Below are 18,261 nucleotides of genomic sequence, written 5' to 3'. Positions count from 1 at the left end.
TCATTAACAATTAATAATTAAAAAAATGCCTAAGTCACAATTTATAGATCCCGCAAAAGTTAGAAAATCAGGAGTTTTAAAAATTAATGATATTCCTGTAAATCAATATGACAAATCAATTGAAGAAGAAAAAGTAAACTTCTCTAAAGAGCAGTTTATAGATATATATCACGATATGGTTTTGATCCGTGAGTTCGAAACTATGTTGAATCTGATTAAAATTAAAGGAGAATACGAAGGTATAGCTTATAACCATCCTGGTCCGGCTCACTTGTCAATTGGACAAGAGTCGGCTGCTGTGGGTATGGCTTATAACCTGGGTGTTGAAGATTTTATTTTTGGTTCGCACCGTTCGCATGGTGAGATTCTGGCCAAAGGAATGTCTGCCATTCATAAAATGGACGATGAAGCCTTGACGGAAGTAATGAAGAACTTCTTTGATGGAACCATCCTAAAAATTGTTTCAGAGAACCATCAGGGTGATTTGAAATCATTGGCTCGCCGTTTCCTTATTTACGGAACTTTAGCGGAGATTTTTGCCCGTGAGACTGGTTTTAACAAAGGTCTTGGTGGATCAATGCATGCATTCTTTACTCCATTTGGTGTTTATCCGAATAATGCCATAGTGGGTGGTTCTGGTGATATTGCTGTGGGTGCAGCTTTATTTAAAAAAGTAAATCAGAAAGAAGGTATTGTGGTTGCCAATATTGGAGATGCTTCCATGGCTTGTGGTCCGGTGTGGGAAGGTTTGTCTTTTGCAACCATGGATCAGTTTGATCAATTATGGGAAGGTGCCTATAAAGGTGGTTTACCAATCATCTTTAATATAATGAATAACCAGTACGGAATGGGTGGTCAGACCTCAGGTGAAACCATGGGATATGATATCGCTGCACGTATTGGTGCTGGAGTAAATCGTGATAATATGCATGCTGAACGTGTGGATGGTTATAATCCATTGGCGGTTATTGATGCCTATAAGCGTAAGATGGAACTGATCAAGGATAAAAAAGGTCCTGTTTTGTTGGATGTTCTTACCTATCGTTACAGTGGTCACTCTCCTTCCGATGCTTCTTCTTACCGTAGCAAAGAGGAGATTGAAGCATGGGAAGCTCAGGATTGTATTGCGAGTTATGCTGCTGAGCTGGAAAAAGCAGGTGTAGCTTCATCAAAAGAGTTGGAAGCAATTGGTGCTGATATAAAAGAGTTGATGAAATATGCCATGAAGTTGGCAATTGATGAAGAAGTTTCACCTCGTATGGATTTGGTGAAGCATCCTGAGATAATTGGTGATATGATGTTCTCTAATGAGAGCCTTGATAAAATGGAAGATCGTCCGGTGGAAGTAAATCATCCGATGGAAGAAAACCCACGAGTTCAGCAAATTGCCAAAAAAGAACGATTTGCCTTTGATGCCAATGGTAAACCATTCTCAAAAATTAAGCAATATCAGTTGCGCGATGGGTTGTTCGAAGCAATTGTGGATCGTTTCTATAAAGATCCAACTTTGGTAGCTTACGGTGAAGAGAACCGTGACTGGGGTGGAGCATTTGCCGTATACCGTGGTCTAACAGAAGCGCTACCTTATAATCGTTTGTTTAACTCACCTATTTCCGAGGCTTCAATAGTAGGTACTGCCATTGGTTATGCAATGTGCGGAGGACGAGTTATTCCTGAAATTATGTATTGCGACTTCCTGGGCAGATCAGGCGATGAGGTATTTAATCAGTTACCAAAGTGGCAGGCAATGTCGGGTAATGTAATTAAGATGCCGGTGATTGTGCGTGTTTCTGTTGGTTCGAAATATGGTGCTCAGCATTCGCAGGACTGGACTTCATTGGTTTCTCATATTCCTGGTTTGAAAGTGTGCTTCCCTGTAACTCCATATGATGCAAAAGGATTGATGAATTCGGCTCTTCAGGGAACAGACCCGGTAATTTTCTTTGAAAGTCAGCGTATTTACGATATAGGTGAGCAATTTCATGAAGGCGGTGTACCTGAAGGATATTATGAAATTCCTTTTGGTGAACCTGATGTGAAGAAACAAGGTAAGGATATTACCATTTTAAGTATTGGAGCTACCTTGTATCGTTCCTTGGAAGCTGCCGAAGAACTGGAAGCGAAATATGGAATGTCAGCTGAGGTGATTGATGCCCGTTCGATTGTACCGTTTAACTACGAGCCGGTTATTGAGAGTTTGAAAAAGACCGGTAGAATTATCCTCACAAGTGATGCCAACGAACGTGGTTCCTTCCTGAAGGATATGGCTCAGCGATTAACTGAATTGGCATTTGACGAGTTGGATGCACCTCCTGTTGTGGTTGGTTCGCGTAACTGGATTACTCCTGCTTATGAGTTGGAAGACTATTTCTTCCCAACGAAGGATTGGTTGTTGGATGCTATTCATGAAAAAATTGTGCCGTTGAAAGGTCACACTGTCAGCAACAATTTTACGAATGCAGAAAATATCCGCAGATCAAAATTAGGAATCTAATAAAAGAAAATGAATTTCTTTAAAACCACAGATTACTCAAATTACACAGATTTTTTGTTCCGACTTGCGGAATAATTTATGGTAATTAGTGGAATTTGTGGTTAGAGATAATACACAATCATCGATGTTGTTGAGGAACGGTTCTCTTTAAAAGTTTTGTTAAAAAAATGAATCGTTCCCTAAAACGAATAAACTATTGAATCTCTAAATCTGGTTTTTATGAGTTTTATAGATAATCTGAAAGATTTTTCACCACAAAATACAAGCGGCGAACTAAAGCCGCTTAAGGTGAATAATCACCTGCATACACCTCATTCGTTTAGTGCATTTCAATCGGTTGATGAGGCTCTGAATCAATCAGCTGAAGAAGGTGTAAAAGTAGTTGGAGTTAACGATTTCTTCAGCTTTGATGCTTACGCAGAATGGTGTGAAGGGGCTTTTAAAAGAAATTTATTTCCGCTTTTTAATGTTGAATTCATTGGTTTGAATGAGGCTTATCAGAAAGAGGGATTAAAAGTGAATGATCCGGGTAATCCGGGTCGGACCTACTTTAGCGGAAAGAGTCTGGCTTACCCAATCACATTGTCCGCTGAAACACAAAGTAAGATTCAGGATTTAGTTTCGAATGCCAACGACTATGTTAGAAAAATGACAGAAAAGGTCAATGATCTTTTAGCAAATAAACATTTTGGTTTTCGATTGAATTATGAATCGATAAAATCTGATCTTGCTATGGGGCAGGTTCGTGAACGTCATTTGGCCAGAGCAATTCGTCAGTTGGCAGAAAAGCATTATAAAGATAAAAACCGTTTGCTTGCTTTTTATAATGAATTGATGGATGACAAGGGTATGACTTGCAATTTAACGGATGAGGCTTGTGTTGAAAACGAAATCAGAAATGCTTTACTGAAGGCTGGAAAACCTGCTTATGTGGCCGAAGATCCCAATGGATTTTTAAGTGTCGCAGAGATCCGTTCCATTATTTTAGAAGCAGGAGGAATTCCAACTTATCCGTTTTTGGCTGATGCAGTAAAAGGATACACAGATTTTGAGCGGGATTTAAAAAAGGTTTCGGCTGAATTAAAGAAACTGGGTGTATGGTCAGTAGAGTTTATACCAACCCGAAATAATCATACGGTTTTAAAAGAGTATTCGCAGTTCCTGCTAAAAGAGGGTTTTGTGGTTTCTTTCGGAACCGAACATAACAGCCCGGGTAAGCAGCCAATAGAAGTTAAGGCCAAAGGCAACGCATTGTTGGATATGGATCTGATGAAAATTAATTATGAAGGAGCCTGTATTCTGGCGGCTCACCAGTATTTGTTTGCCAAAGAAGGACAAGGGGTGCTGGATGCCGATGGTATTTTTATTTCAGAAAAACGGGAAGAGTTTGCTAAATTGGGTCATTCTCTCATTGAGTTTGTAACGAATAAAAACTAAAAAATGAATTTTATAGAACTGGTGCCGGTTGTGCGTATGGCCTTATCAAAAGAGGGTCTGGTTACTACCAGTGCATTTGAAAATATAGATAGTTACGAAAGGTTAAAAGTAAGCGGATATGATTTTCCTGAAGATGAATGTGTTACTATTCTTCCAGGGGATGATAAGACTGCTTTTATTTCTGCTTTGCAAAATCAGGTTACTCCCAACACAAAAGCTGTTGTTTTAAAAGGAATAGGTGCGATTGTCAATAATGGTGGAGGCATTAGTAAACCTGTTAATTCAGTTGAAGGACGCATTATTATTGTTACAGGTGGTGCTCAGGGCTTTGGCGGCGGTATTGCTGAAGAACTTTATGAAAAAGGGGCTCATATTGTTGTAGCCGATTTAAATGAAAAGGTTGGGCTTGAGTTAATTCAAAAGTTAAAAGCTAAAAGTAAAAGCAATAAGGCCGTGTTTGTTCCGGTTAATGTGGGTGATTCCGATTCGGTGAAAGGCATGGTTGAAAAAACAGTGCTGGAGCTGGGTGGTTTGGATGCCATTATCAGTAATGCGGGAATTCTTCGTGCAGGTGGTCTGGACGAAATGGATCCGGAGACTTTTGATTTAATGACTAAGGTAAACTATACCGGATATTTCTATTGTGCCAAACATGCATCCAAAATAATGAAATTACAATCTCAGGTTGATGTTAATCATTATATGGATATCATCCAGATTAATTCCAAATCAGGTTTGAAAGGAAGCAATCGCAACTTTGCATATGCTGGTGGTAAGTTTGGTGGTATTGGGTTAACGCAGTCTTTTGCCTTGGAGTTAATGCCTAATCACATTAAAGTCAATTCTATCTGTCCGGGTAATTTCTTTGATGGTCCACTCTGGAGTGATCCCGAAAAAGGATTGTTTGTTCAGTATCTGAATGCAGGCAAGGTTCCCGGAGCTAAAACTATTGAAGATGTTCAGGCTTATTACGAGAAGCAGGTTCCTGCCGGAAGAGGTTGTCGGGTAGCTGATGTTACAAAAGCAATAGTTTATGTAATTGATCAGGAGTATGAAACAGGGCAGGCAATACCAGTGACAGGTGGTCAGGAGATGCTGAAATAAAGTTGTTTTTTAAGTCTTAAGGAACGGTTCTTTATGAGCATAATGTCAAAGAGAACCGTTCCTTAAGAAATAATGAATTTCACACAATGAACAAGCTAAACGGAATTCATTGAAACAGAACAAACAAATTAGAAATATGAAAACAAAAGCGGTACGATTATACGGTGAAAAAGATCTTCGACTGGAAGAGTTTGAATTACCTGCCATCAAAGAAGACGAAATATTAGCAAAAGTAATTTGCGATAGTATCTGTATGTCGTCATATAAAGCAGCCAGCCAGGGAACAGCTCACAAGCGTATTCCGGATAACGTGGCTGAAGAACCAATCATTATCGGACATGAGTTTGCCGGCGAGATTATAGAAGTGGGTGCCAAGTGGCAAAATAAATTCAAGCCCGGACAAAAATACTCTATTCAACCAGCTATTTATTATGAAGATGGTCCGGTAGGTGTTTTGAGTGCGCCCGGATATTCATACAAATACATCGGAGGAGATGCAACCTATGTAATTATTCCTAAAGATGTGTTGGAGCAGGATTGTTTATTGTCTTACGAAGGACCCGGATTTTATCCTGCTTCTCTGGCTGAACCATTGTCATGTGTGATTGGTGCAATGCATGCCAATTATCACACAACACCAGGATCGTATGTTCATAAGATGGAGATAGTTCAGGGAGGTAAAATGGCAATTCTGGCTGGTGTTGGACCAATGGGATTGGCGGCAATCAACTATGTTATTCATCGATCCGATCGTAAACCGTCTATTTGTGTGGTAACAGATATTGATCAGGGAAGATTAGACAGGGCTGCCGAGATTTATACAGTGGAGTCAGCGAAAGCAAATGGTATTGAGTTGATTTACTTGAATACAGGTGAAGGCGATGCTGTTGCAAAGCTTAAGGAACTTTCCGGAGGAACTGGTTATGATGACGTGTTTGTGTTTGCTCCTGTTCCTGCAGTGATTGAGCAAGCAGATGATATTCTGGGTTTTGATGGTTGTCTTAACTTTTTTGCTGGGCCATCCAATCCGCAGTTGAAAGCGCAGATGAATTTCTATAATGTTCACTATGCTTACACGCATATTGTTGGTACATCAGGTGGAAATACCGATGATATGAAAGAAGCTCTGGAGGTTATGAGTAATGGGCTGGATCCTGCAGGTTTGGTTACGCATATTGGTGGAATTGATGCAGTAATTGATACTACCCTTAATCTGCCACATATTCCGGGTGGTAAAAAGTTGATATATAATCATATTGAAATGCCATTGACTCCAATTGCTGATTTTGCAGAAAAAGGAAAAACAAGTCCGTTCTTTGCTCAACTGGCAAATCTTTGCAAAAAGCATAATGGTTTGTGGAATATTGAAGCAGAAGCATATTTATTGGCTAACTTTGAGGCCTTAAACCAATAAGTTAAAATCATGATTTATTTAGCTGATACGGCCAATATAGATGAGCTGAAACAATTGTTTTATTATTTTCCGTTGGAAGGTGTTACAACAAACCCAACTATCATTGCGCAGGCTCAGAAACCAATGTCGGTAATATTGCCTGAGCTGATTGAGATTGTAGGAGATAAAATGCTCCATGTACAAATGATCAGCAATAAGGCCGAGGATATGTTGAGAGAGGCAAAGACTTATAAAGCAAAATATGGTTTGGGCGATAACTACTTTGCTAAAATTCCTGTAACCGTAGAAGGCTATAAGGCAATGCCTATGATTAAAGATGCTGGTATAAAAGTTACAGCTACAGCAATCTTTACACAGCAACAGGCATTGGTTGCAGCCAGGGCTGGAGCTGATTGGGTTGCGCCTTATGTAAACCGCTTGGATAATATTTCATCTCATGGTATTGAGGTAGTTGGTAATATCGTTGAAAACATTGAATGTTTTGGCCTGGATACAAAAGTTTTGGCGGCCAGCTTTAAAACAGTCGACCAGGTGCATCGCGTTAGTATGATGGGAAGTCATGCTGCAACAGTCAACTTTGAGATATTGGAACGTTTGAGAAGCCATCCAATGACAGATATGAGTGTTGATTGGTTTGAGAAAGATGTAGAAGGATTATATGATATAGATTTTTGACTATTATAAACAGTAGACTTTGTATTTAAACCGTAAAAGCATTCTTGGCCTGGCTGAGAATGCTTTTATTTTGATAATACAGGATGGATTTTAATTTGAATTTCGTATCTTATCAATGATTAGATTGAAACATTGGAATTAAGATAAGTTGTTGATTTTAATGAAGTACTTTAATTTGATTATAAATCAAATGTTTATTGATAAAAAAAAGTACTTTTGTATGATATGTTAGCCAAATGAATAATATGGATGATATTTTTGGAAAAGTTGGTACCAGTCAAACCTTAAGTCAAAAGATTGAAAGAAAGATTGAGGAAGCCATTCGAAATAAGCGTTTGATACCTGGAGCTAAACTTCCGTCGGAAAAAGAGCTTTGTGAAAGTTTTGCTGTTAGCAGAACAGCACTTCGTGAAGCGCTCAGAAGATTGAGTGCCCGTGGATTGATTGAGATTAAGAAGGGAAGTGGCATGTACGTATCCGAAATAAAAATTGAAGATGCAATTAAATCACTCAACTTATACTACGACCTTAAGTTTGATTCTAATTTAATCCGTCAGATCATTGAAGTACGGCGAATTTTTGAACCGGAAATATGCAAGCTGGCAGCTGTAAATCGTTCAGATGAAGATTTGTTGTTGTTGAAATCCAATATTGATGAGCTTGAAAAATGTGATCCGGATAATACTCAGCTGGAAGTTGATTTAATTAATCGCTTTCATATGAATCTTGCAAAGGCAACCAGTAATCCCATTGTAATTATTTCTTTGGAACCAATTTATTCGCTATTGCCCCGAATGCGAAATATGATTTATGCAAATGTTGAAGGTGAAAAGGAATATACTTTACGTTTGCAGAAGGAAATTTACGAAGCGGTAATAAAGAATGATGGAGATAAGGCATATAAATCTTCGGTTGAATTGCTTGAGCGAAACATGCAAATTTACGATAGATATTTTAAATAAGGTTTAGTAATTTTCAATGATACAAAAGCAGTGCAATTAGTTGTGCTGCTTTTTTTATTGATGAAGATATTATTGATCGTGTGGTTGTTTATAAGATATGATAAAAGATTGTATAGTGAATTGTTTATTATAAATTCTGACTTATAATTGACTAATTTTTAGGTAAGTTTCTTTATTTGTTAGGTGCTTATTATCATGTAATTAAGTGTTTTTTTGTTAAGTGATTAAGTAAATATGACAGTTGACGAAAAAATGTTGCTTTATGACGAAAAAAGGATGGTGAAGATTTAGATTTTAATATAATTTTATCACACTTTTTAACAATTAGCAATTAAATACAATTGAGTATGAGACAAAAAAATCTACTATTAAAATGGGGCTTGTTTTTCTTGATAGGATTGATAAGTGGAATTTCTATCCATGCACAGGATGTCACTGCTACCTATCTGACGAATCCTAGTTTTGAAACTGGCGATTTAACAGGATGGACTCTTACTGGAGCCGATGGTTATGCATGGAATACAACTGGTAATGACGGAGATGGGACTCAGGATGAAACCTATAATGCAGGGGTTTGGAATAGACCAATTGGAGATGTTGAGTGGTCTCAATCTGTTACCGGACTTCCAAATGGTTTTTACAAAGTGGGTTGTTTAATGACAGTTACTGATGTCACTTCATGAACTGACGGTGTAACTAAACGAATATCTACACAGCGCCTGTATGCCAATAATAAAAGTATGCTTTATGGCTTTAAAAAGAATTATTCAGATCAGAACATTGCTATAATTGCTGAGACTGAATCATATTCTTTTGCTGGGATTCAAACTGCAGCTGCAGAAAATGGACCTTTTTATCCAATTTCATTAATTATAGAAGTAACTGACGGTAACTTAACTATTGGAGCAAGAACCAATGGTGATGCTAGTCAGTATGCGTTTGATTTTCAGGGTGGCAATACCGATAGGGGATTTTTTAAAATTGATGCTTTTACCTTAACTGAGGTATCAGATCTTCTAATTCAGACTTTAACAATAGGAGGAGAGGCTGTTACTGATTTTGATCCAACGGATGTTGCTCTTTATTCTGTTGATATTCCAGCAGGTGTATCAGAATTACCTGAAATAACAGCAACTGCTGGTGATGGTGTTACCGTAGAAATAATCCCTGCTACTTCATTAACAGGTAGAACAGAGATTGTTCTGACATCTGCTGACCAGAGCTATTCATTATCTTATTATATTCAGTTTACAAAAGAATCCGATGCAACTTTATCAAGTTTATCTTCAAGTCTTGGAACTTTGAATCCTACATTTGATTCTGCAATTGATACTTATGAATTGATGGTACCATATGGTACAACTTCTGTTGACCTTGACTGGGTTACGACAGCAGAAGGTGCTACTGTTGAATTTTTTGATGCTATTGGTAATGAGCTCTCAGCTGATGGTGTTATTACATGGGTGGGTGATGGTATTGATATTGAAATTGTTGTAACGGCATTGGATGGTACCTCAACACAAACTTACTATGTGTCTATATATCTTGATCCTGCAGCAGAAAATGCTAATTTAAGTGATATTACTCTATCTGCTGGTCATTTAACAACCGATTTTGATGCATTAGTTAATGAATATACAGCAATTGTGCCTAATGGTACCACAGTTGTTACTATTACAGGTGTGCCAATGTGGTCTGGTGCAGATGTTCAGGGTGACGGAGAATTAACATTAGTTGATGGAGCGGGTGCTGTTACTATAACAGTTACTTCGCAGGACGGACAGAATACAAATGATTATATAGTAAATGTATATGAGTCAACCTTACAGGTAGGTAAAGACTTTTACATTCAACACGAGGCTTCGCAGTTTGTTATTGAAGGAAAACCTTCAAGTTATATCAAGTTACAGCAACCATTATTGAATAGTACTCCTCAATTATTCAAACTGGTAGATAGTGGTGTTGAAGGTCAATATTATTTGCAAAACGGAAATAGTGAATATATTACACTCACAAAAATTAATGTTTCGTCTTGGGATATGTTGATGACCGATCAATTAACTCAAAATCTGGATAGTTGTAGATTTGAATTTGAAGAATTTGAACAAGGTAAGTACAGGATTATTACAGTTGTTCGAAAAGATAATGTTGAAGGAAAATATTACTTGGGAACTAATGATAATAATGTAGGTACCAGTATCTATTCTGATAAACCATCAGGTGCTGACAGGATAACATGGATGTTAAGAGAACCTAGTGATTTAGTAGATCCTTACGATTCTCATCTTTCATCTTTGGCATGTGATCAGGCAAGTATTAAACCTGCATTTGAACCTTTTGTTACAGAGTATTACATGACTGTTCCGGTTGGTGTTGATGCTATTGATATTACGGCTATACCTACAGATTTATCATCAAATATTACCGGGGCAGGTGCTGGTGTTACTGTTAATGATGCCTCTGGTGATATTGTGATAACTGTTACTGCTCCCGATCCATCAAATACAACAGATTATGTGATTCATTATAGAAAAGATACCGACTTAACATTAATGCACTCATATACATTTGAAGATGGAACAGCCAGAGATATGGAAGGTAGTGCAGATGGAGTCGTTACTGGTGGTCATGTTGCAGAAGGTGTTTTTGTTAGTGATGGTACTGGTGGTTATGTAACATTGCCTGCTGCTGAAATTGGAATCAATACCTATCCTTCAATTACTCTTGAAACATATGTAAAAGCTGGTTATAATCCAGGTTGGTCTATGTTGGCATATTTTGGCGGACTGTGGGGATATAAATCATATTGGTTATCTGTTCAGAATAATGATGACTTTACAAGAGCAGTAGTTGATGAGTGGCAGGGAGCATACAGGGCTGAGACTGTTGGTGAAGCGTCTGAAGGTGATATGTATCATTATGTTACTACTATGACAAATGATTCTATTTCATTATACATTAATGGTACAAAGGTTCAGAAGACATTACTTCATGAGGATTATTATGTTGCTGACTTAAGTAACGAAAATGCTTGGATTTGTTATGGTGGATATAACGATCCGATCTGGTTGGGTGATGTGTATGAATTTAACATCTATTCAGGCGAGATGGATGAAGCCACCATTAAAGCGAGAGGTCTTATTACTTCATTTCCTGTAGAGAGTGCTTCAAATGATGCAACTTTAAGTGATCTGACAGTTAATGGTGTAACTGTTGAAGGTTTCCATTCAGCTAATTTAAATTACGTAGTTTCGGTTGATGCAGGATCAACACCTGCTATTGACGGTACAGTAAAAGTTGCAGGTGCAACCTATCAGGTAAATGCGCCAGAGTCACTTCCAGGTGTTGGAACAGTAGTTGTTACAGCAACAGATTTGGCAACAACTGTTACTTATACAATACAATTTGAAGTTGCAACCGGAATAGGAAATGGAAAAGAAAGTGCCATTAAGGTTTACCCAACAGTTTCTTCAGGAGAATTCAATGTTGAAATGAATGGTAAATCTTCAGTAATTTCAGTGTATGACTTAGCCGGAGGATTAGTAAAACAGATTGAAACAAATGCTAAGAAAGAAATAATTGCTCTGGATCAAAAAGGTATGTATATCGTTAAGGTTGATTCAGATGTGGAATCAGCAACATTTAAAGTTATTAAAAAATAACATAGTTAGTTTGGATTGATAAAAGAGGCGACTGCTTTAGTGAAGTCGCCTCTTTTTTTGTCGCATTTATTAAGGTTTATCTTTGTAGGCGTCAATAGCTTTTTTAACTGAACCATATTTTAATAGTAGATCCTTTGATTCGGAATAATCCAGTTTGATTTCGTCCATTATCATTCGCGAACCTCTGTCTATTAGTTTTTTGTTGGTTAATTGCATGTTCACCATTTTGTTACCTTTTACCCTGCCGAGTTTAATCATTGTGGTTGTGGTGATCATATTTAAAATCATCTTTTGAGCTGTTCCGGCTTTCATTCGGGTACTTCCGGTAACGAATTCAGGACCAACAATGGCTTCTACGGGGAATTCGGTTACTTCAGCTACCTTACTATTTGGATTGCAGGTGATACAGCCTGTAAGCAATCCGTTTTTACGGGCAAGTTCAATGCCTCCAATAACATAGGGGGTTGTCCCTGAAGCTGCAATCCCTATAACCGTATCCAGTTCATCTACTTTATATTCGTTTAATTCTTTCCAGGCCATCTCCGGATCATCTTCAGCTGATTCAACAGCTTGTCGTAATGCAGTATCTCCTCCGGCTATTAATCCTATAACCATATTATTGGGAACTCCGAATGTTGGAGGTAGTTCGGATGCATCCAAAACGCCTAAACGTCCACTGGTTCCTGCTCCCAGGTAAAATATCCTTCCACCTTTTTTCATCCGTTTAACTATTCTTTCAGTCAATGCGGTTATTTGTGGTAAGGCTTTTTCAACAGCAAGATGAACCGTAGCGTCTTCTTTGTTGATACTGGTAAGTAATTCCTCAACATTCATTTTATCCAGATTATCGTAATGAGATGATGATTCGGTGACGCTGGTTTCTTTTTTTGTTTTGTTATTCATGGTTCATGTTTTGCTGTAGGTGGTAATGAATTAATCCCTCCATAGGTGATTGGCTTATTTTACCTGCGGTTAGTTTAAAAGTTGCCAAAGCCTTCTCGAGTTGAACTTTGAAATAAAAGGCAATGCTTCCGGTAAAATGAATAGGTAGTTGGGGTAAGTTGTTATATTGAAGAAGGTTTCGTTGAATGAAATCCTTGAAGGATGAAATCACTAAATCTTCTAATTCTTTATTGTGAACGTTGGCTGAAATAAATTTTGTGTATTGAGCCAGATAACGATTCGGAAAAGGTTTTTTGTAAATGTGATCCAGAATTTCTGCTCGATCTGTTTTGTAAGTATTAAAAAACAAATCAACTAATGGTGAAGAAAGCTGATTCTTTAGAATATCGCCCATTAATCTTTTCCCTAAAACAGCTCCACTGCCTTCATCACCAATAATAAAACCCAATGGTGAAACATTTTTAGTAATAACTTCTCCGTCGAAATGGCATGAGTTGGAGCCTGTGCCCAGGATGCAGGCAATGCCTTCTTCTGTTTGACAAAGAGATCGGGCAGCACCAACCAGGTCGCTGTTGATAGATATGTGTTCTGAGGTGAAAAATGCAGATAAGGCATTTTCAACAACTTTGTTTTTTTCTTGATTGGCGCAGCCAGCACCATAAAAGAAAATGAATTGGGGCTTTCTATTATTTAATGTATATTCCTCTTGTAAACTTTGCAGGATTTCAGCAGTGTCTTGATAAAATGGATTAATCCCTTTAGTGATGCATGTTTCGTTACTGTTATTATCATTTGAAACAAGTCGCCATTCTGTCTTGGTAGATCCGCTATCTGCTATTAGTATCATATTTGTATGATATGTATTGTAAATTTATGATTCAATCAGCTTAATGATTAATTCTAAATTTTTTAAGAGGCTGAAAGATGTCATTTATAAAGGTTATTGGGCAAAAATATGAATAAATTTTATAGAAATCAAGAATAATACGTAAGATGTATGACAGAAATTTGAATCCTATTAAAATCTTTCTATTTTTGAAATGTCGAATTGAATAAGTTTGATTAATGAAAAAAGTAATTTCTCCCGACTTGCGAATAATAACAGGAATAATGTTAATCCTGATTATAGTAGTGCATTCTATAGATGCTCAAAATACTCATTCTGATAGAATAGAGAAGCGATTGAATAAATCCATGATTGATTGGCATAATCCTTTGATTCAATGGGATGGGTTGGGAATTATTAGACTTGATTCTTTACAGATTGATGAAAGAGCTAATCAGGTAAACTATTTTTTTAATACAGTGCTTTCTTATTTGCCATGGCGATCAGAAATGGTTTCAGAATTTAAAAATAATCTATCAAAGCACCATAATAGAAGAGTTAAAGATTACGAAGTTCAGGTTTTTACTAATGGCTATGAATTGTCTCAGCTGGTTCCAAATATTTATCGTACAAGTCAGGAGGTTGATGAGAATCGAATAGCTCAGGGAAAAGAAAAAGTTGGATTTATACACATGCAAGGTCAGTTGGAATATTCTCAGGGTTTATCTGATAAGCTGATTGCTTTATGGCATAGTCATGGTTGGTGTTACGAATCGAAACTGGATAGATGGGAGTGGCAGCGAGCTAGGCTGTATGGATCGGTCGAAGATATTTCACCCATGGCTTATGTGTTGCCTTATCTGGTTCCGATGTTGGAAAATGCAGGTGCCAATGTGTTCTTGCCTCGTGAAAGGTGTTTGCAATCCAACGAAGTAATTATTGACAATGATTTTTCATCATCTAAAGCGCAATTCTCTCTTGAAAAGAATTTAGAAATAAAGCATCAGAAAGGTTTTGCCTACAAAGACACTTTGTTTGTGGGAGATAATCCTTTTCAAACTGGAACATCTTTAGAGGTTGTAGCGGCAAGTGGTAAAGTGGCAGAGTACAAAGCAAAAGTGCCCGAAACGGGTGATTATGCTGTTTATGTTTCTTATCAGCAAAATCAGGATAATTCAAAGGAGGTTACTTACAAAGTTTTTCATAGTGGTGGAGAAACCAGTTATTGGGTAAATCAAACAATGGGAGGTGGAACATGGATTTATCTTGGAACCTTTCATTTTAAGAGTGCTGAGGAGGCTTTAATAGAAGTTTCAGGCAATGGAAATATATCACTTGACGCTGTGAGGTTGGGTGGAGGTATGGGTAATGTAGCACGCAAGCCTTCGGATGAGGTGATTCCTAATCAATGGTCGTTAAATAATTCGGGCAATACTGATGTGGAAGCTGTTAAAGTTGATACAGAAATATTCTCGGCCAAATTATCTGGTCGTCCGCGTTATATGGAAGCTGCCCGGTATTGGCTTCAGTATGCAGGCATGCCCGATACGCTTGTGTTCAGTTTGAATGATGAGAAAAATGATTATAACGACGATTATCAGAGTCGTGGCGAATGGGTGGATTACCTGATGGGAGCGCCAAACGGACCTACCAGGAATCGGAATGCTGAAGGGTTGAATCTTCCCATAGATCTGGCTTTTGCATTTCATACTGATGCAGGTATTACACCCAATGATTCCGTTATTGGAACATTGGGAATTTTCAGTACTAAACGGGATGATGGTAAATTTCCAAATGGTCAATCTAAATTGGCGAGTCGTGATTTGGCTGATATTATCCAAACGCAAATCGTAGATGATATCAGGGCCTTGTATAAAACGGACTGGACACGTCGTGGTTTATGGGATAAACAATATTCCGAAGCCTGGCGTCCAAATGTGCCAACCATGTTACTGGAGTTGTTGTCGCATCAGAATGTGGCAGATATGCGCTATGGACTTGACCCTGAATTCAGGTTTGATGTATGCCGGGCTGTTTATAAAGGTATGCTGAAATTTCTTGCTTTTCAGGAAGGCCGTGAATATGTTGTTCAACCATTGATGGTTGATCATTTAGCCATTCGGCAAAAGAATGGGACATATGAATTAAGCTGGCAACCGGTTATTGATTCATTGGAACCATCTGCCACACCAACAAAATATAAAGTTTATCAACGAATCAATGATAATGGATTTGATAATGGTACTATCGTTGAAGGTACATATTATCAATTGCCTCAGCCTGAAGTTGGATGTATTTATAGTTACAAGGTAACAGCAATAAATGATGGTGGTGAAAGTTTTGCAAGTGAGATATTGTCATTAGGAATTTTAGGTGATGATTCAGAAAAAGTTTTGGTAGTAAATGCTTTTGACAGGGTTAGTGCTCCGGCTTTTATCGATGAAGGTGACTTTGCAGGTGTGGCCTGGTGGGAAGATCAGGGTGTGCCTGATAAATTTGATTTGGCCTTTACCGGGTTTCAGTACGATTATAACAGAAAATCTCAATGGCTGGATGATGATAGTCCAGGTTGGGGGGCAAGCTATGCTGATTACGAGGGTAAGATAATTAAAGGAAATACTTTTGATAATGTGTTTGTTCACGGTCAATCAATATTAAAAGCAGGTTATTCTTTTGTTTCGGTTAGTGATGAGGAGTTTAGCCAGCCTGATTATGATGCATCAAAATATAAAGCTGTTGATATTATTCTAGGCGAAGAAAAGACGAGTTATTCATATCAGGACAGTGCAGTTCAATATCAGATTTACACCAAAGAATTTATGAATAAGGTAGTTGATCTTACAAAGAATAATCAAAATATATTTATGAATGGGGCCTATGTTGGATCTGATATTTATATGACAGGTGACACAATTGTAGCTAAATTTGCGGCTGATGTTTTGGGTTTTAAATGGAGAACGAACCATGCGGTAAAGAGTGGAAATGTATATGCAACGGATTATGCAACATCAGTTTTTAAAGGAGAGTTATGTTTTAATACGGTTTATCGTCCGGATATTTACACGGTTGAAGCGCCTGATGCGATAGAAGCTGTTGGAGATAAGGCATTAACTGCTTTTCGATATGATGAAAACAATGCCAGTGCTGCAGTCTTATATCAAGGTGATTATAAAACGGTTATTTTCGGCTTCCCGTTTGAAACGATTATTTCAGAGCAGGAAAGAGATAGCCTGATGAAAGCTATTCTGAATTTTTTAATGAAGAACAATAAATAATACATATAGAGATGAGCGGAAAAATATCATGTATTCTTCCATTTGCTCCAACCAATGAGTTGGAAGTAACCATTAAGGCATTAAAGGCTTCGGCTTTAGTGGATAAAATTGTAGTGGTGGCACCTGAAGATGTTAATCTGGAGGGTGTAGCGGTAATCGTGTCAAAAGTAGGCTTATTCGCCTCAGCAACCTGGAAAAAAATAATTGAGGAATCACTTGGAGATTATGTGGTGGTGTATTCCAAAACCATGGCCCTTGAGGTAGGAATGAATGCCCTGGAGAGAATGTGTAAAGCATGTGATGATACAGGAGCTGGGTTGGTATATGCTGATTTTTATGAAAGAAAGGAAGGGAAATTATCTGCTCATCCGGTGGTTGATTATCAACAAGGAAGCTTAAGGGATGATTTTGATTTTGGTTCGCTGATTCTATATAAAAAAGAGGCTTTACTGAGTGCTGTTAAAGATATGGATGCTGATTATATCCATGCGGCAATGTACGATCTTCGCCTGCGAGTATCGCAATCCTATGAGTTATTCCATTTGCCTGAGTTATTGTACACCGAAGTGGAATTGGATACCCGTAAATCGGGCGAGAAAATGTTTGACTATGTTGATCCTCGTAATCGTGATCGCCAGATTGAAATGGAAGTAGCCTGCACGGCTCATCTTAAAAAAGTTGGTGCATATCTGAAGCCTGAATTTAAACAAATTGAGTTTTCAGAAGAAGAATTTCTTGTTGAAGCATCTGTTATTATTCCGGTCCGAAACCGCGAGAAAACAGTAGCTGATGCCATTGAATCGGTGTTAAAGCAAAAAACAGATTTTCTTTTTAACCTCATTATTGTGGATAATCATTCAACGGATAAAACCACTGAGATAATCCAGTCATTTAAGGATGATAGAATCGTTCATATAATACCTGAACGTGACGATTTGGGTATTGGTGGATGCTGGAATCGCGCTGTTGAAGATGATCGATGTGGTAAGTTTGCTGTTCAGTTAGATAGTGATGATTTGTATATCGATGAAACAGTTTTGGATCGAATCGTAAAAGCCTTTTATGAGCAAAATTGTGCCATGGTGGTAGGAAGTTATCAGATGGTGAATTTTAAATTGGAAGAGATACCTCCCGGATTAATTGATCATAAAGAATGGACCCCAGATAACGGACGTAATAATGCATTGCGAATTAATGGTTTGGGTGCTCCACGTGCTTTTTATACTCCTGTTTTGCGCCAGGTTAAGGTGCCTAATACAAGTTATGGTGAGGATTATGCCTTAGGCTTAAATATCAGTCGTCATTACCAGATTGGTCGAATATATGATCCTTTGTACTTGTGTCGTCGCTGGGATGACAATTCCGATGCATCTTTGGATATAGTTAAAATGAATGCTCATAACTTCTATAAAGATAAGATCAGAACCATGGAGTTTAAGGCTCGTCAGCAAATGATAGCCATGCGGTAATTAGAAGTCAGGGAATAAAACTTCTAAATATTGACTAAAA

General features: G+C 37.8%; 12 protein-coding genes. 10 read left to right on the top strand and 2 right to left on the bottom strand.

Annotated elements, in window-relative coordinates:
- Positions 1-25 precede the first annotated feature (25 nt).
- The 8 genes from ACRD62_RS02915 (at position 26) to ACRD62_RS02880 (ending at position 11,748) form a co-directional block, all read left to right on the top strand.
- Positions 26-2,494, top strand: a complete 2,469-nt coding sequence (locus tag ACRD62_RS02915) for an alpha-ketoacid dehydrogenase subunit alpha/beta (RefSeq protein ID WP_430818620.1) — start codon at positions 26-28, stop codon at positions 2,492-2,494.
- 219 nt (positions 2,495-2,713) lie between these two features.
- On the top strand, positions 2,714-3,931 hold the full coding sequence (locus tag ACRD62_RS02910) for a PHP domain-containing protein (RefSeq protein WP_430818619.1): 1,218 nt from the start codon (positions 2,714-2,716) through the stop codon (positions 3,929-3,931).
- 3 nt (positions 3,932-3,934) lie between these two features.
- Positions 3,935-5,035, top strand: coding sequence for an SDR family NAD(P)-dependent oxidoreductase (locus tag ACRD62_RS02905; RefSeq protein WP_430818618.1), 1,101 nt, complete (start codon positions 3,935-3,937; stop codon positions 5,033-5,035).
- 136 nt (positions 5,036-5,171) lie between these two features.
- Complete coding sequence (locus ACRD62_RS02900) at positions 5,172-6,449, top strand: zinc-binding dehydrogenase (protein WP_430818617.1); 1,278 nt, start codon at positions 5,172-5,174, stop codon at positions 6,447-6,449.
- Between the two features lie 9 nt (positions 6,450-6,458).
- The gene (locus tag ACRD62_RS02895) at positions 6,459-7,124 is read left to right on the top strand and encodes a transaldolase family protein (protein WP_430818616.1); all 666 of its coding nucleotides are present in this window, start codon (positions 6,459-6,461) and stop codon (positions 7,122-7,124) included.
- Positions 7,125-7,369: 245 nt separating this feature from the next.
- Positions 7,370-8,086: a FadR/GntR family transcriptional regulator gene (locus ACRD62_RS02890; RefSeq protein ID WP_430818615.1), complete on the top strand. Its 717-nt coding sequence runs from the start codon at positions 7,370-7,372 to the stop codon at positions 8,084-8,086.
- A gap of 347 nt (positions 8,087-8,433) precedes the next feature.
- The gene (locus ACRD62_RS02885) at positions 8,434-8,769 is read left to right on the top strand and encodes a hypothetical protein (protein ID WP_430818614.1); all 336 of its coding nucleotides are present in this window, start codon (positions 8,434-8,436) and stop codon (positions 8,767-8,769) included.
- Positions 8,770-8,826: 57 nt separating this feature from the next.
- Complete coding sequence (locus ACRD62_RS02880) at positions 8,827-11,748, top strand: cadherin-like beta sandwich domain-containing protein (RefSeq protein ID WP_430818613.1); 2,922 nt, start codon at positions 8,827-8,829, stop codon at positions 11,746-11,748.
- A gap of 69 nt (positions 11,749-11,817) precedes the next feature.
- Here ACRD62_RS02880 and murQ read toward each other — a convergent pair whose 3' ends face one another.
- Positions 11,818-12,651: an N-acetylmuramic acid 6-phosphate etherase gene (gene murQ / locus ACRD62_RS02875; protein ID WP_430818612.1), complete on the bottom strand. Its 834-nt coding sequence runs from the start codon at positions 12,649-12,651 to the stop codon at positions 11,818-11,820.
- Entirely contained in the window at positions 12,644-13,498 is an 855-nt protein-coding gene (locus ACRD62_RS02870) for an ATPase (RefSeq protein WP_430818611.1), read from the bottom strand. The genes murQ and ACRD62_RS02870 overlap by 8 nt, the downstream gene beginning before the upstream one ends.
- Before the next feature lie 218 nt (positions 13,499-13,716).
- Here ACRD62_RS02870 and ACRD62_RS02865 point away from each other — a divergent pair, with 218 nt between their 5' ends.
- Positions 13,717-16,752 (top strand): golvesin C-terminal-like domain-containing protein, encoded by a 3,036-nt coding sequence (locus ACRD62_RS02865; RefSeq protein ID WP_430818610.1) that lies wholly within the window; start codon positions 13,717-13,719, stop codon positions 16,750-16,752.
- 11 nt (positions 16,753-16,763) lie between these two features.
- A complete protein-coding gene (locus tag ACRD62_RS02860) occupies positions 16,764-18,221 on the top strand; it encodes a glycosyltransferase family 2 protein (RefSeq protein ID WP_430818609.1) in 1,458 nt (485 codons plus the stop codon).
- Positions 18,222-18,261 lie beyond the last annotated feature (40 nt).

Source organism: Carboxylicivirga caseinilyticus, from assembly GCF_050589785.1.
GTDB lineage: Bacteria > Bacteroidota > Bacteroidia > Bacteroidales > Marinilabiliaceae > Carboxylicivirga > Carboxylicivirga caseinilyticus.
Note: the sequence above shows the minus strand (reverse complement) of the source record. Positions and strands in the feature narration are given on the sequence as shown.